At 67.7% G+C, this 23,916-nt stretch carries 21 protein-coding genes; 15 read left to right on the top strand and 6 right to left on the bottom strand.

Annotation, left to right across the window (positions count from 1 at the left end; genetic code table 11):
• Positions 1-48: 48 nt before the first annotated feature.
• The 7 genes from AC3WLC_RS00985 (at position 49) to AC3WLC_RS01015 (ending at position 7,852) form a co-directional block, all read left to right on the top strand.
• Positions 49-1,233, top strand: a complete 1,185-nt coding sequence (locus tag AC3WLC_RS00985) for an amino acid ABC transporter permease (RefSeq protein ID WP_493682084.1) — start codon at positions 49-51, stop codon at positions 1,231-1,233.
• Positions 1,230-2,348, top strand: a complete 1,119-nt coding sequence (locus tag AC3WLC_RS00990) for an amino acid ABC transporter permease (RefSeq protein WP_493682085.1) — start codon at positions 1,230-1,232, stop codon at positions 2,346-2,348. The genes AC3WLC_RS00985 and AC3WLC_RS00990 overlap by 4 nt, the downstream gene beginning before the upstream one ends.
• A gap of 20 nt (positions 2,349-2,368) precedes the next feature.
• On the top strand, positions 2,369-3,106 hold the full coding sequence (locus AC3WLC_RS00995) for an amino acid ABC transporter ATP-binding protein (protein WP_493682086.1): 738 nt from the start codon (positions 2,369-2,371) through the stop codon (positions 3,104-3,106).
• Between the two features lie 57 nt (positions 3,107-3,163).
• Positions 3,164-4,324 (top strand): pyridoxal-phosphate-dependent aminotransferase family protein, encoded by a 1,161-nt coding sequence (locus AC3WLC_RS01000; protein WP_493682087.1) that lies wholly within the window; start codon positions 3,164-3,166, stop codon positions 4,322-4,324.
• A 19-nt stretch (positions 4,325-4,343) separates the two neighbouring features.
• A complete protein-coding gene (locus tag AC3WLC_RS01005; RefSeq protein WP_493682088.1) occupies positions 4,344-4,757 on the top strand; it encodes a 5-carboxymethyl-2-hydroxymuconate Delta-isomerase in 414 nt (137 codons plus the stop codon).
• Positions 4,758-4,826: 69 nt separating this feature from the next.
• Positions 4,827-5,327, top strand: coding sequence for a homoprotocatechuate degradation operon regulator HpaR (gene hpaR / locus AC3WLC_RS01010; protein WP_493683112.1), 501 nt, complete (start codon positions 4,827-4,829; stop codon positions 5,325-5,327).
• Positions 5,328-5,500: 173 nt separating this feature from the next.
• Positions 5,501-7,852, top strand: a complete 2,352-nt coding sequence (locus tag AC3WLC_RS01015) for a xanthine dehydrogenase family protein molybdopterin-binding subunit (RefSeq protein ID WP_493682089.1) — start codon at positions 5,501-5,503, stop codon at positions 7,850-7,852.
• An 11-nt stretch (positions 7,853-7,863) separates the two neighbouring features.
• On the opposite strand, the gene AC3WLC_RS01020 is transcribed toward AC3WLC_RS01015, so the two are convergent.
• From AC3WLC_RS01020 to AC3WLC_RS01045, 6 genes are all read right to left on the bottom strand, one after another.
• Entirely contained in the window at positions 7,864-8,889 is a 1,026-nt protein-coding gene (locus AC3WLC_RS01020) for a LacI family DNA-binding transcriptional regulator (RefSeq protein WP_493683113.1), read from the bottom strand.
• 143 nt (positions 8,890-9,032) lie between these two features.
• Positions 9,033-9,677, bottom strand: a complete 645-nt coding sequence (locus tag AC3WLC_RS01025; protein WP_091841604.1) for a ThuA domain-containing protein — start codon at positions 9,675-9,677, stop codon at positions 9,033-9,035.
• A gap of 12 nt (positions 9,678-9,689) precedes the next feature.
• Positions 9,690-10,787 (bottom strand): Gfo/Idh/MocA family protein, encoded by a 1,098-nt coding sequence (locus AC3WLC_RS01030; RefSeq protein ID WP_493682090.1) that lies wholly within the window; start codon positions 10,785-10,787, stop codon positions 9,690-9,692.
• Positions 10,788-10,812: 25 nt separating this feature from the next.
• The gene (locus AC3WLC_RS01035; RefSeq protein WP_493682091.1) at positions 10,813-11,673 is read right to left on the bottom strand and encodes a carbohydrate ABC transporter permease; all 861 of its coding nucleotides are present in this window, start codon (positions 11,671-11,673) and stop codon (positions 10,813-10,815) included.
• Positions 11,666-12,556: a carbohydrate ABC transporter permease gene (locus AC3WLC_RS01040; protein WP_493682092.1), complete on the bottom strand. Its 891-nt coding sequence runs from the start codon at positions 12,554-12,556 to the stop codon at positions 11,666-11,668. The genes AC3WLC_RS01035 and AC3WLC_RS01040 overlap by 8 nt, the downstream gene beginning before the upstream one ends.
• Before the next feature lie 115 nt (positions 12,557-12,671).
• Positions 12,672-13,931, bottom strand: a complete 1,260-nt coding sequence (locus AC3WLC_RS01045; protein WP_493682093.1) for an ABC transporter substrate-binding protein — start codon at positions 13,929-13,931, stop codon at positions 12,672-12,674.
• Positions 13,932-14,056: 125 nt separating this feature from the next.
• On the opposite strand from AC3WLC_RS01045, the gene AC3WLC_RS01050 reads away from it, so the two are divergent.
• The 8 genes from AC3WLC_RS01050 to AC3WLC_RS01085 all read left to right on the top strand — a co-directional run bounded on the left by AC3WLC_RS01050 (position 14,057) and on the right by AC3WLC_RS01085 (position 23,881).
• Positions 14,057-14,836: an SDR family NAD(P)-dependent oxidoreductase gene (locus tag AC3WLC_RS01050; protein ID WP_493682094.1), complete on the top strand. Its 780-nt coding sequence runs from the start codon at positions 14,057-14,059 to the stop codon at positions 14,834-14,836.
• Between the two features lie 124 nt (positions 14,837-14,960).
• Positions 14,961-15,806, top strand: a complete 846-nt coding sequence (locus AC3WLC_RS01055) for a helix-turn-helix domain-containing protein (RefSeq protein ID WP_493682095.1) — start codon at positions 14,961-14,963, stop codon at positions 15,804-15,806.
• A gap of 139 nt (positions 15,807-15,945) precedes the next feature.
• Positions 15,946-18,888: a xanthine dehydrogenase family protein molybdopterin-binding subunit gene (locus AC3WLC_RS01060; RefSeq protein ID WP_493682096.1), complete on the top strand. Its 2,943-nt coding sequence runs from the start codon at positions 15,946-15,948 to the stop codon at positions 18,886-18,888.
• Positions 18,885-19,712 (top strand): FAD binding domain-containing protein, encoded by an 828-nt coding sequence (locus AC3WLC_RS01065; protein ID WP_493682097.1) that lies wholly within the window; start codon positions 18,885-18,887, stop codon positions 19,710-19,712. Before AC3WLC_RS01060 ends, AC3WLC_RS01065 begins: the two co-directional genes overlap by 4 nt.
• Positions 19,700-20,242, top strand: coding sequence for a (2Fe-2S)-binding protein (locus AC3WLC_RS01070; RefSeq protein ID WP_493682098.1), 543 nt, complete (start codon positions 19,700-19,702; stop codon positions 20,240-20,242). The genes AC3WLC_RS01065 and AC3WLC_RS01070 overlap by 13 nt, the downstream gene beginning before the upstream one ends.
• Positions 20,235-21,779 carry an AMP-binding protein gene (locus AC3WLC_RS01075; RefSeq protein ID WP_493682099.1) on the top strand — a complete coding sequence of 515 codons (1,545 nt, stop codon included), beginning with the start codon at positions 20,235-20,237 and terminating at the stop codon, positions 21,777-21,779. The genes AC3WLC_RS01070 and AC3WLC_RS01075 overlap by 8 nt, the downstream gene beginning before the upstream one ends.
• A 29-nt stretch (positions 21,780-21,808) precedes the next feature.
• Positions 21,809-22,612 (top strand): enoyl-CoA hydratase/isomerase family protein, encoded by an 804-nt coding sequence (locus tag AC3WLC_RS01080; RefSeq protein WP_493682100.1) that lies wholly within the window; start codon positions 21,809-21,811, stop codon positions 22,610-22,612.
• An 87-nt stretch (positions 22,613-22,699) separates the two neighbouring features.
• Positions 22,700-23,881, top strand: coding sequence for an ABC transporter substrate-binding protein (locus AC3WLC_RS01085; protein ID WP_493682101.1), 1,182 nt, complete (start codon positions 22,700-22,702; stop codon positions 23,879-23,881).
• Positions 23,882-23,916 lie beyond the last annotated feature (35 nt).

Raw genomic sequence — 23,916 nt, forward strand, 5'->3', positions numbered from 1 at the left:
GCAACGAGCTGCCGGCCTCCCATCACTATACTTCCGACGCCAGGACCGATGACCTCTACGCCCGCCGCCACCCTGCCGACCAGACGCCCGCTCTTCGGACGCCGGCGCGTCATGGGCTGGCTCTATCAGGGACTGCTGGTCGCGGCGCTCGCCGTCCTGGCCTACGTCGCAATCGGGAACCTGCAGGACAATCTCGCGGCGCGCGGCCTCAAGCTCGGCTTCGATTTCCTCTGGCGGGAGGCGGGTTTCGAGATCGCCTTCCACCTCATCCCCTATACGGCCAGCGACAACTACTGGCGCGTCTTCCTGATCGGCATCACCAACACCCTGCTGGTCACGGTTCTCGCGATCCTGTTCTCGACCGCGCTCGGCTTCGGCGTCGGCATCGCGCAGCTCTCCGGCAATTGGGCGATGTCCCGCGCGGCGCGGATCTATGTCGAGATCGTGCGCAACCTGCCGCAGCTCCTGCACATCCTGATCCTCTACAATGTCGCCCTGCGGGCGCTGCCGGCGCCGCGCGCGGCGGTCAACCTCGGCGACGCCGTCTATCTCTCCAACCGCGGCATCCTCGTCCCGGCCTTGACGACCGACCGTCCCGGCCTGCTCGCCATTACGATTTTGGTCGCCGTGATCGCGGCGCTCGCGCTCTTTCGCAGCTTGACGGCCTATGCCGAGCGCAGCGGCCGCCGCGTCAATGCCTGGCTGCCCTCGTTCGCGGTCCTCGTTCTGCTGCCGGCGCTGGCCGTCGGCCTGAGCGGCGCCCAGCTCGGGGTCTCGCTGCCGCAGCTAAAGGGCTTCAACTTCGCCGGTGGCTGGGTGCTGGTGCCGGAACTGTCGGCGCTGGTGATCGCCATGGCGATCTACAATGCCGCCTTCATCGGCGAGCTCGTCCGCGCCAGCATCGAATCCGTCAACACGGGCCAGCGCGAGGCGGCCGCCGCGATCGGCTTCGGCTGGTGGCAGACGCTGCGCTTCATCGTCATCCCGCAGGCGACGCGCGTGCTGCTGCCGCCGCTGTCGAACCAGTATCTCAACATCCTCAAGGGCTCCTCGCTCGCGGTTGCGATCGGCTATCCCGACCTCGTCGGCGTCTTCACCGGGATCAGCATCAACCAGACCGGGCGGGCCATCGAGATCGTGACCATGACCATGGCGGTCTATCTCGCGATCAGCCTGCTGATCGGCGCGCTGATCAACCTGTTCAACCACATGACCCGGATCGTCGAGCGGTGACGGATGTAGCCACTCTTCCAGTCGGACGCGCCCGGCCAGCATCCGCGGGCGCGAACGCCCCGCTCGGCCGAGCCCTGTCCTGGCTGCGCCGGCGCATCTTCGCGTCCTGGCGCGATGCCGCCTTGTCCTTCGCTGTGGCGGCGGTGCTTGGGGGCATCGCCTGGGCGATCGTACCCTGGGCTCTGTTCGACGCGACCTGGTCCGGCACCAGCCGCGCCGACTGCACCGGCACGGGAGCCTGCTGGGCCTTCTTCACGGCCAAGGCCTCGCAATTCGTCTATGGCTTCTATCCGCCGGCGGAGCGCTGGCGGGCCAACATCGCCTTCGCGCTGCTGGTCGTCGGCCTGATCTGGCTGATGGTGCCGCGCCTGCCGGGCAAGCGCCATGCCGCCCTCTTCATGATGGTCGTGCTGCCGGTCGTGACCTTCCTGCTGCTGCATGGCGGCTTCGGCGGCCTGTCGATCGTCCCGAGCGACCAATGGGGCGGGCTGCTGCTGACCATGATCCTCGCGGTCTCCGGCATCACCTTCTCGCTGCCCTTCGGCGTGCTCTTCGCGCTCGGCCGGCGTAGCCGGATGCCGCTGATCCGCTGGTTCTGCATCGGCTTCATCGAGTTCTGCCGCGGCGTGCCGTTCCTGACCGTGCTGTTCATGGCGATCGTGATGCTGCCCTTCTTCCTGCCCTCGGGCACGAAGCCGGATCCGCTCGCGCTCGCGGTCGTCGGCATCATCTTCTACGAAGCCGCCTACATGGCCGAGGTGGTGCGCGGCGGCCTGCAGGCGCTGCCGAAGGGCCAGTACGAAGCGGCGATGGCGATCGGCTTCGGCTACTGGCGCACCATGCTGCACATCATCCTGCCGCAGGCGGTCCGCAAGGTCGTGCCGGGCGTGGTCAACACCACGATCTCGCTGCTGAAGAACACGACGCTCGTCATGGTGGTCGGACTGTTCGACCTGCTCAACATCGTCTCGGCCGGCGTCTCGGACCCGCTCTGGGCGGGCTCGCAGGCCGAGGGCTACTTCATCGTCGGCCTGGTCTTCTGGCTGATGAGCTTCGGCCTGTCCTGCTACAGCCGCGCCGTCGAGGCCGGCTTCGCGCGCGCCGAGCGCTCCTGAACGCACCGGGTCATCACGCCATGGAAACCCCTCTCATCCGGCTCGCCGGCGTCAACAAATGGTACTCGCAGTTCCATGTCCTCCGGGACATGGAACTCGACGTGAAGCCTGGCGAACGCATCGTCGTCTGCGGGCCCTCGGGCTCGGGAAAATCGACGATGATCCGCTGCATCAACGGCCTCGAAGCCTATGAGCAGGGCATGATCACCGTCGCGGGCGAGCCTGTCGCGCAGGACGACGACAGGATCGAGGCGATCCGCCAGCGCGTCGGCATGGTCTTCCAGAACTTCAACCTGTTCCCGCATCTGTCGATCCTCGACAATCTGACGCTCGGGCCGATCAAGCTGAAGCGCGTGCCGCGTGCCGCCGCCGAGGCGCGCGCCATGGAGCTGCTGGAGCGCGTCCATATCGGGCACCAGGCCCGCAAGTTCCCCAACCAGCTCTCCGGCGGCCAGCAGCAGCGCGTCGCGATCGCCCGCGCGCTGGCGATGGAGCCGCAGGTGATGCTGTTCGACGAGCCGACCTCGGCGCTCGACCCGGAAATGGTCAAGGAGGTGCTCGACGTGATGATCGAGCTCGCCGGCACCGGCATGACCATGATCTGCGTCACCCATGAGATGGGTTTTGCCCGCGCCGTGGCCGACCGCGTCGTCTTCATGGCCGATGGCGCGATCGCCGAGGTCGGCACGCCCGACAGCTTCTTCTCGGCACCGCGCACCGAGCGCGCCCGCCAGTTCATCCAGCAGGTCATCCACTGACTGGCGCCATGCCGGCCAACCAGTTCTGACAAGCCCAGCCTCCCGGAGCTTCCTCCTGTGACGACGTCGCCCGCCAGCCCCTATCCTTACCGCCTGCGCCTTCCCGGCCCGATCTCGATTCCCGAGCGCATTCGCCAGGCCACGGCCCGCCCGATCATCAACCATCGCGGCCCTGAGATGCGCGTGGTGCTCGAAGAGATCCAGCACCTGATCCAGCCATTGTTCGGCACGACGGCGCCGGTGCTGACCTTCGGCGCCTCCGGCACCGGCGTGATGGAGGCGAGCCTCGTCAATGTGCTCGCTCCCGGCGAAAAGGTGCTGGCGCTGGCGCATGGCCAGTTCGGCGACCGCTACGCCCAGATCGCCCGCGCGCTCGGCGCCGAGGTCGACGTCATCGAGAGCGAATGGGGCTGGGCGCCCGATCCGGCCGTGGTCGCGGCCAAGCTGGAGACTGCGAACTACCGGGCTCTGATCACGGTCCATAATGAGAGCTCGACCGGCGCGGTGACGGACCTAGCCGCGATCGGCGCGCTGCTGCGCGACCGCGACACGCTCTTCCTCGTCGATTCCGTCAGCGGGCTCGCCGGGATGGAGCTGCGGCAGGACGAATGGGGCGTCGACATCATCGTCACCGGCTCGCAGAAAGCGTTGATGTGCCCGCCCGGGCTCGGCTTTGCCAGCGTCAGCGAGAAGGCCCGCAAGGTGATCGAGCGCGACGATCGCTGCCCGCGCTTCTATCTCGACATGCGCAAGGCGCTCGCCACCGTCGACAAGCACGAGACCGCCTTCACCTGCCCGGTCTCGCTGCTGTTCGGCATGCAGGAGGCCCTGAGGGCGATCCATGAGGAGGGCCTGGAGCAGGTCTTCGCGCGCCACAAGCGGCTCTCGGATGCCCTGCGCGCCGGCTGCGTCGCGCTCGGTCTGCCGGCCTTCGGCGATCCCGCCGCGGCCTCGCGCACCGTCGTCGTCGCCTCCGTGCCCGAGCCGCTCACCGGCGGGGCGATCGTCAAGCACATGTACGAGACCTACAACACCGTCATCGCCGGTGCACGCAACAAGCTGAGTGGCCGGGTCGTCCGGATCGGTACGATGGGGCAGATCAGCGAAGCCGACATCCTGACCGACCTGCACTATCTCGAACTCAGCCTGACGGCCCTCGGCCACAAGGTTCCGTCTCCCGGCTGCGGCGTCACCGCCGCCATCGCCTCCCTGCGCTGAAGACCACGGAAACACCGCCATGCCTCACATCTGGGTCGAATATTCCAGCAATCTCGAAGCCAGCGTCGATATCCCCGTCCTGCTCAAGACGGTGCAGGATGCGTTCATCGGCGACGGGACGGTGTTCCCCTTCGCCGGGGCCCGGACCCGCGGCGTTCCCGTCACCAGCTACCTGATCGTCGATGGCCATCCCGACAACGCCTTCGTGCATGTGCTGCTGCGCATCGCCAAGGGGCGATCGGACGAGGAGAAGAAGGCGGGCGCAAGCCGCGTCTTCGAGGCGGCCAAAGCCCTCCTCGCACCGGTCATCGCAGCCCGGCCGCTCGGCCTGTCCGTGCAGATGGAAGAGGCGGACGAGGCGCTGAACTTCAAGACCAGCAATTATCGCGAGTATCTGAAGCGGCGCGGCATTCCGGAGAAGGTGGTAGCCTGAGGCAGAAGCGGCGTCGCCGCGATGCCAGGCTCGCGCCGCTGCCGTTCGGGAGTTTCCATGTCTGGACCTATGCAGGGCAAGCCCCGATCGATGCCGCACGACGCTGACACTGCCGCAGCCCGCATCCGCATCCGGCATTTCTCGAAATCGCTGCCGATGTCGCTGCTCAGGGCGCGCGAGGCGGTGATGCGCCATTTCCGGGCGAGCCTTAGGCGCTTCGGCATCACCGAGCAGCAATGGCGCGTGCTGCGGGCGCTGACCTCGGGCGAGAGCTTCGAAGTCACCGAGCTGGCCGAGGCGACCTTCCTGCTGCCTCCCAGCCTCTCGCGCATCCTGAAAGACCTCGACGAGCGCGGCCTCATCCTGCGCCGGACATTGAAGTCGGACCTTCGCCGCGGCCTCGTCTCGATCTCGCCGCAGGGGCTGGCGCTGATCGAACGGGCCGGCACCGAGTCGGAAGCCATCTACCGCGAGATCACCGGGCGCTATGGCAGCGAGCGCCTCGCCGAACTGCAGAGTTTGCTCCGGCAGTTGGAAGAATGCCTGGACGGGCCGGAGATCGCCGGCTGAGCGCCGTTCGCCCGTCGCGCATGGCAGGGTTGCCTGCCACGACGGCCTTCTGCCGCCAGGAGGGTTTGACAACCCCGCCGCTTTTCATGTGACAATCGGACAGGCAAGCCGCTCTGCCCTCTGCAGCGGGATCGCTCGTCGATCGGCCCAACATCCCATCGTGGTGCCTCGTCATGAACATGCGCGCAGCTCCTGCCGAGCTTTCCTCGGCATCGTTCGGAATCGGCCAGCCGGTGCCACGCAAGGAGGACCCGATCCTGGTGCGTGGCGAGGGGCGCTATACCGACGATCTCGCACTGGACGGCCAGCTCTACGCCGCCTTCGTCCGCAGCCCGCATGCGCATGGCCTGCTCAACGGCATCGACGTCTCGGCTGCCACGGCGATGAAGGGTGTGGTGGCGATCTATACGGCCGCCGATCTGGAAGGGCAGGGCTATGGCCCGCTGCGATGCCAGATCGATCTGCCCAATCGCGACGGGACGCCGATGCGCAAGCCGGTCCGGATGGCGCTCGCAGCTGGTAAGGTTCGCTTCGCTGGCGATCCCGTAGCTGTCGTCGTCGCCCGCACGGCAATTCAGGCGCGCGATGCCGCCGAGGCGGTCGGGCTCGACATTGAGGTCCTGCCCGCCGTCACCTCCGGGGAGGAGGCGCTCGCCCCCGGCGCGCCGCTTCTCTATGACGAGGTGCCGGGCAATCTCGTCCTCGATTACCAGTCCGGCGATGCGCAGAAGGTCGCCGCCGCCTTCGCCGGGGCGGCCCATGTCGCCCGGCTGCGGATCGTCAACAATCGCGTCGTGGTCAACCCGATCGAGCCGCGCTCGGCGATCGCGAGCTATGATCGCAAGGCCGGCCGTTACACGCTGCACGCGCCGAGCCAGGGCGTCTTCGGCCTGCGCAACAATCTCGCCGCGGCGATGGGCGTACCGGCTACGAAGATGCGGCTGGTCACCGGCCATGTCGGCGGCTCCTTCGGTATGAAGGCCTCGGTCTTCCCCGAGCATGTCGCGCTGCTGCACGCGGCGCGCCTGCTGAAGAAGCCGGTGAAATGGACCGATCAGCGCTCGGAGAGCTTCGTCGCCGACCATCACGGCCGCGACATGGTGTTCGAGGCCGAGCTCGCGCTCGATGCGCGCGGCCGCTTCCTGGCGACGCGCTTCACCGGCATCGGCAATATGGGCGGTTATCTCTCGCCGGTCGGGCCAATGATGGCGAGCCTGAACATCGGCAAGAACAGCGTCGGCATGTATCGCACGCCGCTGGTCGAGGTTCTCGCGAAATGCGCCGTGACCAATACCCCGCCGATCGGCGCCTATCGCGGTGCCGGGCGGCCCGAGGGCAATTATTTCATGGAGCGGCTGATCGATACCGCCGCGCGCGAGATGGGGATCGACAGCGCCGAGCTCCGGCGGCGCAACCTGGTCAAGCCTGGGCAACTGCCTTGGACGACGCCGATCGGCACCGTCTATGACAGCGGCGATTTCCCAGCCCTCTTCGCGCAAGCGCTCGAAGCCGCCGACTGGAAGGGCTACGCGGCGCGGCAGCGCCAGAGCCGCAAGGCCGGCAAGCTGCGCGGCCGCGGCATCGGCTGCTATCTCGAGGTGACCGCACCGCCGACCAACGAGATGGGCGGCCTGCATTTCGAAGCCGACGGCAGCGTCACCATCGTCACCGGGACGCTCGACTACGGGCAGGGTCATTGGACGCCCTTCGCCCAGATCCTGTCGAGCCAGCTCGGCGTGCCCTTCGACAGGATCCGCCTGTTCCAGGGCGACAGCGACCGACTGATCGCCGGCGGCGGCACCGGCGGCTCCAAATCGGTGATGGCGAGCGGCTCGGCGATCATCGAGGCGAGCGAACTCGTCATCGAGAAGGGCAAGCTGCTCGCCGCCCATGTGCTGGAGGCCGCCGCCGCCGATATCGAATTCGTAGCCGGCCAGTTCCGGATCGCCGGAACCGACCGCGCCATCGGCATCATGCAGCTCGCCGAGATCCTGCGCACGGGCGCGTCCCTGCCGGCCGACCTGCCGCAGAGCCTCGACGTCGACCATGTCTTCAAGGCGGCGCTCTCGGCCTATCCCAACGGCTGCCACATTGCCGAGGTCGAGATCGACCCCGAGACGGGCCAGGTCGAGATCGCCAGCTACGTCATGGTCAATGACTTCGGGGTGGTGGTGAACCCGCTGATCGTCGAAGGCCAGCTTCATGGCGGCGTCGTGCAGGGCATCGGCCAGGCGCTCTACGAGATGACGGCCTATGACGAGGCCGGCCAGCTCATGACCGGCTCCTTCATGGACTATGCGCTGCCGCGCGCTTCCGACGTGCCCTTCTTCTCCTTCGCCAGCCGGGGCGTGCCGACCGCGACCAACCGGGTCGGCGCCAAGGGCTGTGGCGAGGCCGGCTGCGCGGGCTCGCTGCCCTCGGTGATGAATGCGGTGGTCGATGCGCTCGCGCCGCATGGCGTGCGCCATCTCGACATGCCGGCGACGCCGCTGGCGATCTGGAAGAGCATCCACGCGCGGGGCTGAGGCGCGCGGCCTCAGCTCATATTGTCGCGCAGGAAGATCTCGATGCGGATGCGCTCCTGGTCGAGCAGGATCGGCTCGCCGGAGACCTCCGCCATCAGCAGGCGCGCCGCCGAGCGCGCCTCGTGGCCGGGGTCCTGGTTGATCACCGCCGCGACGGTGCCCGATAGAAGGCCGCGCCGCGTCGCCTCGGTCAGCTCGTGCGCGATGAAGACGAGCGGCCTGCCGGCCGCCTCCAGCGCGGCGGCGATGCCCTCATTGCCGGCGCCGATATTGTAGAGCCCGATCAGATCGGGATGCGACGCGAGGAGCTCGGTCACCGCCGCCTCGTTGCGTTCGCTTTGGTCGCGCCCCTCCAGCACCGGCAGCAGGGTCAGGCCCTGATAATCGCCGGAGAGCACCTGCTGGAAGCCGTAGAGCCGCTCGACATGGTCGCGCAGCGACATCGAGCCGAGGATGACACCGACCTTGCCGCTGCGGCCGCCGAGGAAGCGGCCCATCAGCGAGGCGCTGGTGCGCCCCGCTGCCGGATTGTCGATGCCGACATAATGGGCGCGGCGCGATGTCGGGGCGTCCGAGACCAAAGTGACGACCGCAACGCCGCGCGCGACGAGATCGTCGATGGCGGCGCGGACCTTGGGATGGTCGAGCGCCACCGTGGCGACGCCGTGGAAATGGTCTGCGAGGCCGGCTAGCCCGCTCGCCAGCGCCTCGGGATCGAAGACGTCAAGCTGCAGGATATCGACGAAGGCGTTCTGGGGTTCGAGCCAATCCGAGATCCGGCGCACCTGCTGCATCAGCCCGGCCATGAAGGCGTTGGTGCTGGAGGGCAGGATGAAGGCGAAACGGAAGGACTGGCCGCGCGCCAGCCGCGCCGCGGCCGGATTGGCCCGGTAGTCGAGCTTGGCGATCGCCCGCCTGACGCTCTCGACGGTCTTGGCGCGGACCCCGTCGCGCTGGTTCACGACCCGGTCGGCCGTGGCGAGCGAGACCCCAGCCTCGCGCGCCACGTCCTCCAGCGTCGCCCTCCTGACCGGCATCCGGATCCGATCCACCTGGTCTTCCACGACCTCTCCTTGCATCTGCGCCGCGGGATTGGCTTGCACCTTAATCGGCCGCGCAGGCCTTGGCATTTGCGGGGGCTTCAAGTCCAGCCGTCCAGGTGAACCCGGTGCCCCCGATATCAGCGCGCCGCCCAGAGCAGGCCGCGCGTCATGATCGTGCGGATCTCCGGCACGTCGAGCTCATAGGCGCGGTGGCCGAGCGAGGAGTAGAACACCCGCCCCTTGCCGTAGCGCTTGCGCCAGACCACGGGCATCACCACCCCGTCGATCCAGGGTGCGTGCTCGCCGGTGAAGGTCGTGGTCGCCAGCACCTCGTTGGCCGGGTCGACATGCATGTAATACTGCTCCGAGCGGTGCTCGAAGCTGGCGATGCCTTGCATCAGCGGATCGTCTGGGCGGGTGATGTCGACGGTGTAGTCGATGATGCCGCCGGGATGGGCGACCCATTGGCCACCGCACATGAACTGGTAGTCGACCGCGTCGCGGAAGGCATCGCCCATGCCGCCGTGATGGCCGGCGAGGCCGACGCCGCCGGCGACCGCCTCGCACAGGGCGGCGGCTTCCGGCTTCTCGATCTTCGACATCGTGTAGATCGGGACGATCAGCGAATAGTCGCGGATCGCGGGATCGAGGAAGACGGAGGTCGCGGTCTCGACGCGCACGTCGAACCCTTCCGCCTTCAGCCAGCCCCGGATCATCGAGCTGCAGAGGTCGGGGTCGTGGCCGCTCCAGCCGCCCCAGACGATCAGCGCAGTCCTTGTCATGTCGATCCCCATTCAATCCAGAGTGCCGGTGGGCAGGCCGGGCGGCAGCATGGCCGGCCGCTCGACCGTGGTTGCAAGCGTGACGCGCCGTCCCTCGTCGGAGGCGGTCTGGAAGGCTTCCATGGCTTCGAGAACATGCAGCGCCAGCGCGCCGCTGGCCCGGTGCGGCCGGCCGGAGATCAGGCCCGCGGCCATGTCGGCGACGCCGATCGAGCGGAACTCGCCCTCGCTGTTGCCGTGGCTGAGGGCTTGCGCCTGCCAGTCGCCGCCGGCCTTGGCGACCAGGACTTCGCCGCCGAAGCGGTTCGGATCGGGCACGGACAGGCTGCCCTCCGAGCCGTAGATCTCGATCGGGCTGTGGCGGTGCTTGGGCACGTCGAAGCTCATGGTGATCGAGACGACGGCGCCCGAGACGAATTCGAGCACGCCGGTGACATGGGTCGCGACCTCGACCGGGATCAGCGTGCCGTTCATCGGCTGGCTGGTGACCAGGCGCTCGGCCTTCGGCCGCGTCGCGAAGCCGACGACGGAAGCGATCGGCCCGAGCAGGTTGACGAGGTCGGTGATGTAATAGGGGCCCATGTCGAGCATCGGCCCGCCACCGCGCAGATAGTAGAAGCCGGGCGCCGGGTGCCAGCGCTCATGGCCGGGGCAGCCGAAGAAGGCGTTGCCGGCGACGGCCTTGCCGATCGCGCCGTCGTCGATGAGCTTGCGGGCGGTCTGGTGGCCACCGCCGAGGAAGGTGTCGGGGGCCGAGCCGACGCGCAGGCCCTTCTCCTGGGCGAGGTCCATGACCTTGCGGGCCTCGGCGACGTTGACGCCGAGCGGCTTCTCGGAATGGACGTGCTTGCCGGCCCGCAGCGCCGCGAGGCTGACATCGGTATGGGCCAGCGGCACGGTCAGGTTGACGACGATCTCGACGTCGTCGCACTTGAGGAGCTGATCGACCCGCATCGCCGGCACGCCGAACTCGGCACCGCGCGCTTCCGCCGGGGCAGTGCGCATATCGGCGACGGCGCGCAGCTCGATGGTCGAGAACTGCTGCATCGCCGTCATGTATTTCGTCGAGATGTTGCCGCATCCGATGATGCCGACGCCGATCTTTCGCATGGAACGCTCCTTGATAGACGGGTGCTCAGCCTTTCACCGCGCCGGCGGTGAGGCCGGCGACGATGTGCTTCTGGGCGAAGAGGAAGAGGATGATGGTGGGCAGGATGGTGAGGGTGATGAACGCGAGGATCAGGTGCCACTCGGTCGAATATTCGCCCTGGTAGACCATGATGCCGAGCGGCCAGGGGTAGAGGCTGTCGCTGTTCAGCATCACCAGCGGGATCAGATAGGCGTTCCAGCTGTGCACGAAGGTGATGGTGCCGACCGTCGCCAGGATGGGGCGCGACAGCGGCAGCGTTACGTAGCGGAAGAACTTGGGATAAGAGCAGCCGTCGACGAGGGCGGCCTCCAGCAGTTCGGTCGGCAGGTCCTTGAAGAAGCGCCGCAGCAGCAGGATGCTCATCGCCAGCGCGAAGGCGACCTGGGGCAGGACGACGCCCAGATGGCTGTCGAGCAGGCCGAGATCGCGCACCTTGATGAACATCGGCAGGATCGCGGTGGCGGCCGGGAAGAGCAGGCCCATCGTCAGGTAGTTCAGCAGCATGTCGCGGCCGAAGAAGTGCAGATGGGCGAAGACGAAGGCGGCCATGGATGCGCAGATCAGCGTCAGCACCACCGTCAGCGTCGCGATGACGAAGGAGTTGCCGAGGAGCTGCCAGTAGCGCCGCGAGAGCAGGATGTCGGCATAGTTGCTCCATTCCCAGACGCTCGGGAGGCCGAACGGGTTGGTGCGCAATTCACCGAGCGACTTGAAGCCGCCGAGGACCGTGGCGATGAGCGGCGTCATCACGAACAGGACGACGGCGAGGAGATAGAGCGCCTTGCCGATCGCGACGGGACTGAAGCCGTCATCGCTGAAGGGGGCGGAGGAGGCAGGCTCACTCATCACGCATGATCCAGCGCTTGTAGGTGAAGGCGAACACCACGCAGATCAGGAACAGGATGACGCCGACGGCGCTGCCGAAGCCGACGCGCATGCGCGTGATCCCGAAGGTGTAGAGGAAGCTCACCATGGTGTGGGAGGAGTCCGACGGCCCGCCGCGCGTCAGCGGCATCACCAGGTCGAAGAGCTGCAGCGAGCCGACGATGGCGAAGAAGACCGAGAGGCGGATGGTCGGCGCCAAAGCAGGGATGACGACATAGCGCAGGCTCTGCCAGCGGCTGGCGCCGTCGATCCTGGCCGCCTCCAGCATGGAGCGGTCGATGGTCTGCAATGCCGCGATGAACAGCATCATGTGGAAGCCGAAATATTTCCATACGACGACGACGAGGATGGCGGCGAAGGCCGTCTGCGGGCTCGCCAGGAGATGCGGCGCCTCTGCCCCGAAGCCCTTGTAGATCGCCGCCAGCAGGCCGTAATCGCCGTCATAGACGAAGCTGAAGATCAGGCCGGTGGCGATCTCCGCCAGGATATAGGGCAGGAAGAATACCATCCGCAGCGCCACCGAGCCGCGGAAGCGGTCGGCCAGGATGATCGCGAGCGAGAGCGCCAGTGGCAGCTGGATCACCAGCGAGACGACAATGATCAGCAGGTTGTTCTTGAAGGCCGTGCCGAAGGCGCGGTTGTCGAAGACGAAGCGGTAGTTGTCGAGGCCGATCCAGTTGGTCGGCTTGCCGAAGCCGTTCCAGTTGAAACCCGAATACCAGGCGGCCTCGCCGACCGGCAGCACCACGAACAGCGTGAACAGCAGCAGTGCCGGCGGCAGGAACAGCAGGATGGTCGAGAGCTTGCCGACATCGGCGACTCTGCGTCCGGCGAGAGCGGCCATGATCACCTCGCGCGATGGAGGACGGGCAGGGGAGGTCGGTCGGCGGAAGACGATCCGCCGTCCGGCGCTGCGATCGGGGAGGGCGCATGCCGCGCCCCCGCATCCTTGCTGGTCGTCAGTTGCCCTGGCGGAAGGCGTCCTGGATCGCCTTGGCCGCCTGTTTCGGCGTCATCGTGCCGGCGGCGATCTCGGTGGTCGCGTCGTTGACGACGCGGCCGACGGAGGGGCCGAGATCCTGGTCATAGAAGTTCTGGTGGTAGCTCGAATTGGCGATGTTCTGGGCGATGTTGCGCATGAAGGCGCTGCCGAGGCCCGCTTCGGCGCCCTTGTAGACCGGCACGATGAAGTTGCCGGCGGCGAGGCGCTTCTGCGGCTCGGCGCTGATGAAGTGCTTCAGGAAGGCGACCGCCTCCTTCGGTGCGCCCTTGGTGACGAGCCAGCCGTTGATGCCGCCCAGCGTGTCGTTCGGCAGGCCCTTGCCGCCGGCGACGGCCGGGAAATTGATCCAGGCCAGCTTGTCGTCGGGAATCCCGGTCTTGTCGACCGCGAAGACCTTCTGGGTGTGGTAGAAGCTGGAGATGGCGAGCAGCATCGCCGCCTTGCCGTCGCCGAAATGGCCGATGGCCTGCTGGCTCTTGAAGCCGAGGAAACCGTTCTGGTAGGGCTGGAGATCGACGAGCTGCTTGAACAGCTCACCGGATTTCTGGAAGGTTTCGCCTTCGAAACCGCCATCCTGCCCCTTCAGCGCCGCCTGCATCGCAGCCTTGCCGCCAAGCCGAACGGCCAGATGCGTCCAGTAGAAATGCACCGGCCATTTGTCGGCACCGCCGACCGCCAATGGCGTGATGCCGGCGGCCTTGAGCTTCTTCACCGCGTCGAGGAAGTCGTCATAGCCTGTGATCTTGCCGGCATCGACGCCGGCTTTCGCCAGCAGGTCCTTGTTGGCCATGAAGCCGACCTGCGAGACGCCATAGGGCACGCCGTAGATCTTGCCGTCGATCGTGAAGGCGTCGACCGCGCTCTGGGAGAGATTGTCCTTGTAGCCCTGCATGGCCGGGGTGAGGTCCTCGAGGACGCCGGCCTCGACCTGCGACTTCAGCACGCCGCCGGCCCAGCTGTAGATGATGTGCGGCCTGTCCCTGGACTGCAGCAGGGTCGGCGCCTTGGCCTTGTAGGCCTCGTTTTCGAGATACTGCATCTCGACCTTGACGCCGGGGTTCTTCGCCTCGAACTCGCGCGCGACCTCCTCCCAGATCTTCACCACGACGGGATTGGCCTCGATGTGCAGCCATTTGACCGTGGTCTGGGCGAAGGCCGAACCTGCGTTGAAGGCGAGGGCGATGGCGCCGACGAGCAGGCCTTTGAAACGAGCCATGAGGTCCTCCCGGGTTTCGGCCGCTGGCGGGCCGTTGATGGGGCAAACCGTAACCTCAGAATTTGAGGTGCGCAACTCAAAAACTGATGCTATTCGAATCCGAGCGCCGCGGCCCATCTGCGGCAATGGTGAGGGAGGCAGTCTTGGCGGGTGCGATTTATCCGGATCTTGCGGGCAAGGTGGTGCTGGTCACCGGCGGGGGCTCGGGCATCGGCGAGGCGATCGTGCGCGCCTTCGTCCGGCAGGGCGCGAAGGTTGGCTTCATCGATCGCAAGGACGCGGAGTCCCGCATGATCGCGGCAGAGCTCGCCGCCGACGGGGCGAGCCTGCATTTCGAGCACGCCGACCTGACCGACATCGCCGCGCTGCGCCAGGCGATCGTCGCGATCCGGGCTGCGCTCGGACCTGTCGACATCCTGATCAACAACGCCGCGCATGATGAGCGCCATGACACGCTGGCGGTCACGCCCGAATACTGGGACGAGCGCATGGCGGTGAACCTGAAGCATCAGTTCTTCGCGGCGCAGGCGGTGCTGCCCGACATGATCGCCAGGAAGGGCGGCACCATCGTCAATTTCGGCTCGACCTCCTGGATGATCGGGCAGGGCGGCATGGCGGCTTATACGGCGGCGAAATCGGCCGTGCTCGGGCTGACGCGCTCGCTGGCGCGCGATTTCGGCGAGCACAATATCCGCGTCAACGCGATCGCACCTGGCTGGATCATGACGCAGCGCCAGATCGACCTCTGGCTGACGCCGGAAAGCGAGGCGGAGTTGATGCGGCGCCAATGCCTGAAGCGCCGGCTGGTGCCGGAAGACATCGCGCGCGCGACCCTGTTCTTTGCCTCGGAAGAAGCGGGCGCCTGCACCAACCAGCATTATGTCGTCGACGGCGGCTGGGTCTGAAGTCTGCGGCACCCGCGACAAAGCGGCCAACCCGGGCCGCCTTGAAAGACGTTTGCCGGCCGTCCAATATCGTCGTTCAGGCGGCTGGCCGCCGCGACAACACGATACCGGGTGAGGAAACGGCATGTCGGATGCCCTGCGCATCGCGCACGGAGCTTTCGGCCGGGTGGCGCTGCTCGACATGGATCGCAGCCTCGTCCGGCACGCGCATCCGCATTGCCATGTCCTGCTCAAGGTCGATGGCGACGACACGCAGTTCCTGGTCGGGGACCATGTCGCGCCGCTGACCGATGATCTCGCAGTGCTGGTCAATGCCTGGGAGACGCATGCCTATGTCCATGATCCCTCGCGCAAGAACGCCCTGATCCTGGCGCTCTATATCGAGCCGGAGTGGCTGCGCAGCTTCCGGCCGAACTGGGCGGCGAGCGGCTCGCCCGGCTTCTTCGAGCACTCCGCCGGCGAAGTCAGCGCCCATATCCGCCAGACCGCGCTCGACCTCGCCGCGGAGATGGTGCACGAGCCCGGCGCCAGCCGCCGCCAGGAGGAGCTGCTCTCCGAGCTGATGATTGCCGTGATCGAACGGTTCACGCCCTGGCGCTCGATCGGTGCCTCGTTGCGCGAGATCGCGCGTTCGAGCGCAGTCGACTTCCGGGTGCGCCGGGCGATCTCGCTGATGCGCTCCGACCCCGCCGCCCCGCTCTCGATCGAGCGGCTGGCCAGCGAGGCCGGCCTGTCGCGGGCGCATTTCTTCCGAATGTTCGAGAGCTCGACCGGCGTGACGCCGCATGTCTTTCTCAATGTGCTGAAGGTCGAGCTCGCGGTTGGCGCCGTCGTCGATGGCGATGAGAGCTTCAGCGCGATCGGCGACCGGCTCGGCTTCAGCGCGCCCGCCCACTTCACCCGCTTCTTCCGCGACCATTGCTCGGTGGCGCCGAGCGAGTTCCGCAACGTGGCGCGCCTCGGCCGATAGTGGTCTGATCGGGCCGATCCTTCGAATTTGAGACTATTCGGTAAGTCGCGAGACTGGGCGGGATCGAACCCAGCCGGCTGATGACCGAACCTTCCCATGAGGCGCCTCCGTAAGAGCGCCTCATGGGAGCCGAACGCTGGTGAAGGCTGAAACCATTTCGTGGACGGGTCAGTCCGTGGAGCGCGTCGAGGACGCCGCCCTGCTGACCGGTCGCGGGCGCTTTATCGATGATCTCGGCACCAGGCCGGGCACGCTGCACGCCGCGATCCTGCGCTCGCCGCACGCCCATGCCGACATCCTCTCGATCGAGATCGCAGCCGCCGCCACGCTGCCGGGCGTGGTGGCGATCGTCACCGGCCGCGACCTTGCCAAGCTGACCACGCCAATGGTCGCCGGGCTGAAGATCGCCACCGAGAACTGGCCGATGGCCGTCGAGCGCGTGCGTTATGTCGGCGAACCCGTCGCGATCGCGGTGGCAGAGAACCGCTATCTCGCCGAGGATGCGCTCGACGCGATCGAGGTAACCTACCGGCCGCTGAAGGCGGTCGTCGATCCCGTCGCCAGCATGAGCGAGAGCGCGCCCGTCCTGCACGAGAAGGCCGGCGCCAACCTCGTCAGCGACCGGCGCTTCCGCTATGGCGAGCCCGCCGCGGCCTTCACTGCTGCCGCCCGCATCGTCTCGGTCAGCATCGCCTATCCGCGCAATACCGGCTCGCCGATGGAGACCTTCGGCGTCGTCGCCGAGTACGATCCGCATGAGGACGTCTACGACATCCTCGCCAATTTCCAGGGCCCGTTCAGCATCCACACCGTGCTGGCGCGCGCGCTGAAGGTGCCCGGCAATCGCCTGCGTTTACGGATGCCGCCAGACTCCGGCGGCAGCTTCGGCGTCAAGCAGGGCGTCGCGCCCTATGCCGTCCTGATCGGGGTCGCCGCGCGGATCGCCGGGCGGCCGGTGAAATGGATCGAGGACCGGCTCGAGCATCTCGGCGCGGCGGTGGCGGCGACCAACCGCGTTACCACGCTGAAGGCGGCCGTCTCCAGCGAGGGGCGGATCAGCGCGCTCGACTGGGACCAGATCGAGGATTGCGGCGCCTATCCGCGTGCGCCGGAGCCGGCGACGCTCTACCGGATGCACGGCAACATGACCGGCGCCTACGACATTCGGCATGTCGCGATGCGCAACCGCGTCGTCCTGACCAACAAGGCGCCGACCGGGCTGGTGCGTGGCTTCGGCGGCCCGCAGGTCTATTTCGCGCTGGAGCGGTTGATGCAGCGCATCGCCGTCGAACTGCAGCTCGATCCGCTCGACGTCATCCGCCGGAACCTGATCCCGGCCGGCGCCTTTCCCTATCGCACCGCGACCGGCGCGCTCTACGATTCCGGCGACTATCAGGCGGCGGTCGAGTTGGCGGTCGCCGGCCGCCTCGCCGAGCTCGAACAGCGCCGCGACGCAGCGCGAGCCGCCGGGCGGCGCTACGGCATCGGCTTTGCCGCGGCGGTCGAGCCCAGCGTCTCCAATATGGGCTACATCACCACGGTGCTGACCGCCGAGGAGCGGCGCAAGGCCGGGCCGAAGAACGGCGCGCAGGCGACGGCGACGGTCTCGATCGATCCGGTCGGCTCGGTCAGCGTCCATGTCGCCTCGACGCCGCAGGGCCAGGGCCATCGCACCGTGCTGGCACAGGTCGTCGCCGACGTCTTCGGCCTGCCGCATCGCGACATCAGGGTTGTGGCCGATCTCGATACGGGCAAGGATGCCTGGTCGATCGCCTCGGGCAACTATTCCAGCCGCTTCGCTGCGGCGGTCGCCGGCGCGGCCCATCTCGCCGCGACCCGCCTGCGCGACAAGCTCGCCTTGATCGCCGCGGACCAGCTTAAGGCTGAAGCCAGGCAGATCGGCCTCGCGGGCGGTGCGGTCTTCGCCAAGGGCAACCCCGACAAGACCATCCCGTTCGGGCGGATCGCGGCGCTCTGCCATTGGTCGCCGGCGCTGCTGCCTGAGGGCGTCGACCAGACCATTCGCGAGACCGCCTTCTGGACGCCGCCGCAGCTGACGGCGCCGAGCGAGGCCGACGAAATCAACTCCTCGCTCTGCCATGGCTTCATCTTCGACATGGCCGGCGTCGAGGTCGATCCGGCTGATGGCAAGGCGCGGATCGACCGCTATGTCACCATGCATGACTGCGGGCGGGTGCTGCATCCTGGCATGGTCGAGGGCCAGATCCGCGGCGGCTTCGCCCAGGCTGTTGGCGCGACCTTCTACGAGGAGCTCGCCTATGCCGAGGACGGCGCCTTCCTGACCGGCACCTTCGCCGACTATCTGCTGCCGACCGCGACCGAGACGCCGGACATCGAGATCCTGCACATCGAGACGCCGTCGCCCTTCACGCCGCTCGGCACCAAGGGCGTCGGCGAGGGCAATTGCATGTCGACGCCGGTCTGCCTGGCGAATGCGATCGCCGACGCCCTCAGCGTCTCCGATATCAACCTGCCGCTGACCCCGGCCAGGCTCGCAGCACTCGCCGTCGGGCCGGAAACGGCCCAGCCGGCGATGAGCCGCGCGGTGGCGCCTACCGCCAGGCCAGGCGATCGCAGCCTGCGTGGCGAGGGCGAGGCCAGGGTCGCCGCGGCACCCGAGGCGATATGGGCGATGCTGCTCGACGTCGACACGCTGGCCTCGATCATCCCCGGCTGCCATGGCGTGCAGAAGCTTTCCGAGATGCATTTCAAGGCCGATGTCACGCTCGGCGTCGGCCCGGTGAAGGGGCGCTACAAGGCCGAGATCAGGCTCTCCGATCTCGACGAGCCCAAGGCCGCGACGTTGACCGGCTCAGTCTCCGGTGCGCTCGGCACCGGTGGCGGCTCCGGCCGCGTGACGCTGACGCCTGATGGCGCTGGTGGCACCGTGATCGGCTACGCTTATGAGGCCGCCGTCGGCGGCAAGGTCGCGGCGATCGGCGGGCGCCTGCTCGACGGCGCCGCCAAGGCGATCATCGGCCAGTTCTTCGCGGCGCTGGCGCGCAAGGCGTCTCCGGGCAAGCCTGGCCTGCTCGCCCGCCTGTTCGGGAGGCGCGCATGAAGCCCGCGCCCTTCGACTATCTGCGTGCTGGCAACCTCGACGAGGCCCTGGCAGCGCTTGCCGAGCATGGCTCCGAGGCGCGCATCATCGCCGGTGGCCAGTCGCTATTGCCGATGCTGAACATGCGGCTCGCCAAGCCCGCTCTGCTCGTCGACATCATGGGGGTTGCTGGTCTCGGTGAAGTCCGGCGCGAGGGCGAGATGATCGTCGTGCCGGCCGGCGTCCGACAAGCGGCGCTGTTGAAGCGGTCGGGCCTTGCCAGCGAGCAGCCGCTGCTGGCCGCCGCCTTGCCCTGGCTCGGCCACTACCAGACCCGGGCGCGCGGTACGGTCTGCGGCTCGGTCGCCCACGCCGATCCCAGCGCCGAGATTCCACTTTGCTTGGTCGCGCTCGATGGCGAGATCCGGCTGCGCTCGCGCCGCAAACGCCGGGTGCTCAAGGCCGCTGACTTCTTCGCCGGCATGATGGTGACCGAGAAGGCCGATGACGAGCTGATCGAGGCCGTCGCCTTCCCGGCGGCCCGAGCCGGCACTGGCTATGCCTTCAGGGAGGTGGCGCGCCGGCATGGCGACTTCGCCATCGTCGGCTGCGCGGCGATGGTCGAGGCGGGGCAGATCCATCTCGCCGTCGCCGGCGTCGCCGACAAGCCGGAGCGCCGGAGCTGGCCGCGCCTGGACGGTTCGGCGCTGGACGACGCGCTCAACGCCTTCGCCTGGGAGCTCGACGCGCGCGAGGACCTGCACGCCAGCGCCAGGCTGCGCCGCGACCTCGTCCGCACGCTCGGCCGCAGCACGATCGAGGAGGCCGGCCGATGCCTCGCCTGAGCGCCGCCAGCCGCCATACCATCGGCTTCACGCTGAACGGCAAGCCCGTCTCGGTCGAAGCCGAGCCGCGCTTGCTCGCAACCGATGCACTGCGCCATGGGATCGGCGCGACCGGCACCCATGTCGGTTGCGAGCACGGCGTCTGCGGCGCCTGCACCATCCTGATCGGCGGGGCGCCGGCCCGCGCCTGCCTGACGCTCGCCGTTCAGCTCGAAGGCCAGGAGGTCACCACTGTCGAGGGGCTGGCGCCGGCGCAGGATCGCCTTTCGGTGCTGCAAGCCGCCTTCCGGCGCCATCATGCGCTGCAATGCGGCTTCTGCACCGCCGGCATCCTGATCTCGCTCGACGCTTTCCTGCGCGAGCAGCCGGAGCCGAGCGAGCAGGAGCTGCGCGAGGTCGTCGGCGGGCATCTCTGCCGCTGCACCGGCTACACCCCGATCATCGCCGCCGCGCGCGAGGCCGCTGCTCAGCTGCGCCGGGAATCCCAGACCATTGTCCAGACCATCGCCGCGGAATCCCTCGATGTTTGACCTCGGGACCAGCTTCACCGCCAGCGTGGCCCGCGCTCCGAATGCGCTCGCCATCGTCGATGGCGAGGTCCGCCTGAGCTATGCGCAATGGCTGGCGCGGATCTCCTCGATCGTCGCCGCCTTCGACGGCATCGGGCTCAAGCCGGGCGACCATTTTGTCACCATCATGCAGAACCGCTGGGAAGCGGCGAGCCTGCACTGGGCCTGCCAGTTCGCCGGGCTGATCATGACTCCGATCAACTGGCGGGCGAAGCCGGACGAGATCGACTTTGTGCTGGAGAATGCCGGCGCCAAAGCGATCGCTTTCGAAGCCGTCTCCGCCGCTGCCATGGCCGAGAGCGCGCTCGCCGCGGACCTGCCGCGGATCGGGGTCGGCAGCGATGCCGGGCCCGCTGATCTCAGCTTCAGCGAGATGATCGCCAAGGAGGCGCCGACCGGGGCGCCTCGTGCTGCGGCCGAAGACTGGTCGCTGATGCTCTACACCTCCGGCACCACGGCCAAGCCGAAGGGCGTGCCGCGCCGGCACCGGGCCGAGCGCATGGCCGCGCTCGCCCATGTCGCGCAGAATCTCTACGGCAGCGGCGAATGCACGCTTGGCGTCATGCCGCTCTATCACACGATGGGGGTGCGCTCGCTGCTGGCAATGTCGCTGATCGGCGGCACCTTCGTCTGCCTGCCGCGCTTCGATGCGGCGCGGGCGCTGGAGCTGATCGAGGCCGAGCGCGTCAGCAATCTCTATCTCGTGCCGACGCTCTATCACGACGTCGTCCATCACCCGCGCTTTGCTGAAAGCGACATCTCCTCAGTGCGCAAGCTCGGCTTCGCCGGTGCGCCGATGACAGACGGGCTGCTCGGCAAGCTGACCGAGGCTTTCAGGCCCGAGCTCTTCGTCAACCACTATGGCTCGTCGGAGATCTACACCTTCACCATCGACCAGAACGCAGCGGCGAAGCCGGGCTGCGCCGGCAAGGCGGGGCTCAACCAGCTCATCCGCGTAGTCCGGCTTGGCGCGGCCTCGCCCGCGGAGCTGGCCCGGCCCGGCGAGGAAGGCGAGATCATCGCGCTCGCCGCCAGCGACGAGGCCTTCGAAGGCTACTGGCGCAGGCCCGAGGCCGACGCCAAGTCGCTGCGCGACGGTTGGTACTTCACCGGCGACACCGGCTATTTCGACGGGGACGGCGACCTCTTCGTCACCGGCCGCGTCGACGACATGATCATCACCGGCGGCGAGAACGTCTCGCCGGTCGATATCGAGAGCTGCCTGTCGCTGCACCCGGCCGTGTCGGAAGTCGCGGTGGTCGGCCTGCCGGACGAGCGCTGGGGCAAGATCGTCGTCGCCTTCGTGCAACGCGCCTCGGCCGTGACCGCCGAGGAGCTCGACCGGCACTGCAAGGTCTCCGGCCTCGCCAATTTCAAGCGTCCGCGCCGCTACGAATTCGTCAAGGCGATCCCGAAATCGCCGGTCGGCAAGCTGCTGCGCCGCCAGCTCGTCGCCGGTGAGTACGAGCCCGAGCGACCCGATCTCGCCGCCGAATGATCCCAACCCTGCAACCGAGAGCTACAGCCATGAACGCAGTCACACCGATCCATACCAGCCTTACCGGACTCGACGGCTTCCGCGTCGAGATCGATCCCGCCCGCGAGCGGGCCGACATCATCCTCGACCGGCCGCCGATGAACACGGTCGCGATGGCCCAGCGCGACCAGCTGCGCAAGGTGTTCGAGGCGCTCGACGAAGACGACCGCGTGCGCATCATCGTGCTGCGTGCGGTGGGCGAGCATTTCTCCTCCGGCGGCTACATCAAGGGCTTCCTGGAGGCCTCGCCGGAGCATGTCTCGAAGCTCGCCTGGAACATCGCCGCCCCGGCGCGCTGCTCCAAGCCGGTGATCGTCGCCAATCGCGGCTACACCTTCGGCGTCGGCTTCGAGATCTCGCTCGCCTGCGATTTCCGCGTCGTCTCGGAGACCTGCCAATACGCCCTGCCGGAGCAGAAGCTCGGGCAGATCCCCGGTTCGGGCGGCTCGGCTCGCCTGCAGAAGATCGTCGGCATCACCCGGACCAAGGACATCGTGATGCGTTCCAAGCGCATTTCGGGCCAACAGGCGCTCGACTGGGGCATCGCCACCGAATGCGTGCCGGACGGCGAGCTCGAGGCCGCGACCGACCGGCTCGTCGACGAGCTGCGCTCCTTCTCGCCGATCGCCCAGCGCACCGCCAAGAAGCTGCTCAACGACACCGAGGACTCGACGCTGGCGATCGCGATCGAGCTGGAGGGGCATTGCTACAGCCGCCTGCGCCAGTCCGACGATTTCCGCGAGGGCGTCGAGGCCTTCCATGCCAAGCGCGCACCGAAGTTCACCGGTCACTGAGCCGGCAAAAGACCTGCGCGAGCAACGCCTCGCGCGGGTCCGCCAAGCCAACATCGCAGAACAACAACCAGAACCGAGGGAACGACCATGAAGACGACCGGATATCTTGCTGCCGTCGCCGGGCTGCTCGCCGCGACGGCGCTCACCGGCGGCGCGCTCGCCCAAACTGGCCCGATCAAGATCGGCGTCGTCACGCCGCTGTCGGGCACCTACACCCCGATCGGCCAGCAGGTCCGCTGGGGGCTGGAGCTCGCCGCCAAGGAGATCAATGCCGCCGGCGGCATCGCCGGACGGCAGGTCGCGCTGATCGTCGAGGACGAGGAGGCCAACCCCGCCGTCGCGGTGCAGAAGGCCGAGAAGCTGTTCCAGGTCGAGAAGGTCGACTTCCTCGCCGGCACGGTCAATTCCGGCTCGACGCTCGCCGTCGCCCAGCTGGCCGAACGCAACGCCAAGCTCGCGGCGACGACGGTCTCCTTCGCCGACTCGATCACCACCGACAAGTGCTCGCCGAACATGTTCCGCGTGAATGCGCGCGCCGAGCAGCAATCGGTCGCGCTCGCCGCCTGGCTCGCCAAGGAGAAGCCGAAGGCCAAGGTCTATTATCTCGGCCCCGACTACGAGATGGGCCGCTCGACCGTCGCCGCCTTCAAGAGCAGCGCCGAGAAATCCGGCGCGCCGACTGGCGGCGAGGTGTTCGCGCCGCTCGATTCCAAGGACTACACCCAGTATTTCGGCCAGATTCGCGCTTCGCGTCCGCAGGTGCTCTATACCTCCGTCGCTGGCAACGACACGGTCAGGCTGCTGACCCAGCTCCAGGATTTCGGTCTGCTCACCAACCTGCAGGTCGTCGGCGCCTCAGGCACCGTGACCTCGCAGAACATCGGCGCGATCGGCCAGGCGGCCGAGGGTTTCGCCACCGGCGTCGGCTATTCCCCGCAGATCGACACGCCCGAGAACAAGGCCTTCGTCGCGGCCTTCCGCGCCGCCAACAAGGCCGATCCCGACCTCTACGGCGCCGACAGCTACGGCCTGCTCTTCGCTTACAAGGCCGCCGTCGAGAAGGCCGGCTCGACCGAGACCGACAAGGTGCGCGAAGCCTTGCGCGGGCTGAGCTGGCAGACCCCACAGGGCGCCAAGACGATCCGCGCCGGCGACCACCAGGCGATGCAGCCGATGTATGTGGTGCGCGTCGCCAAGGGCAAGTTCGACATCATCGACAAGGTCGATGCCGACAAGGCGATCGGCCCCGACGCCTGCACCCGGTTCTGAGGACAGGCGCCGACTCCTCCCTTCACACGGGAGGG

The organism is Allobosea sp. GW821-FHT03A12 (assembly GCF_058986765.1).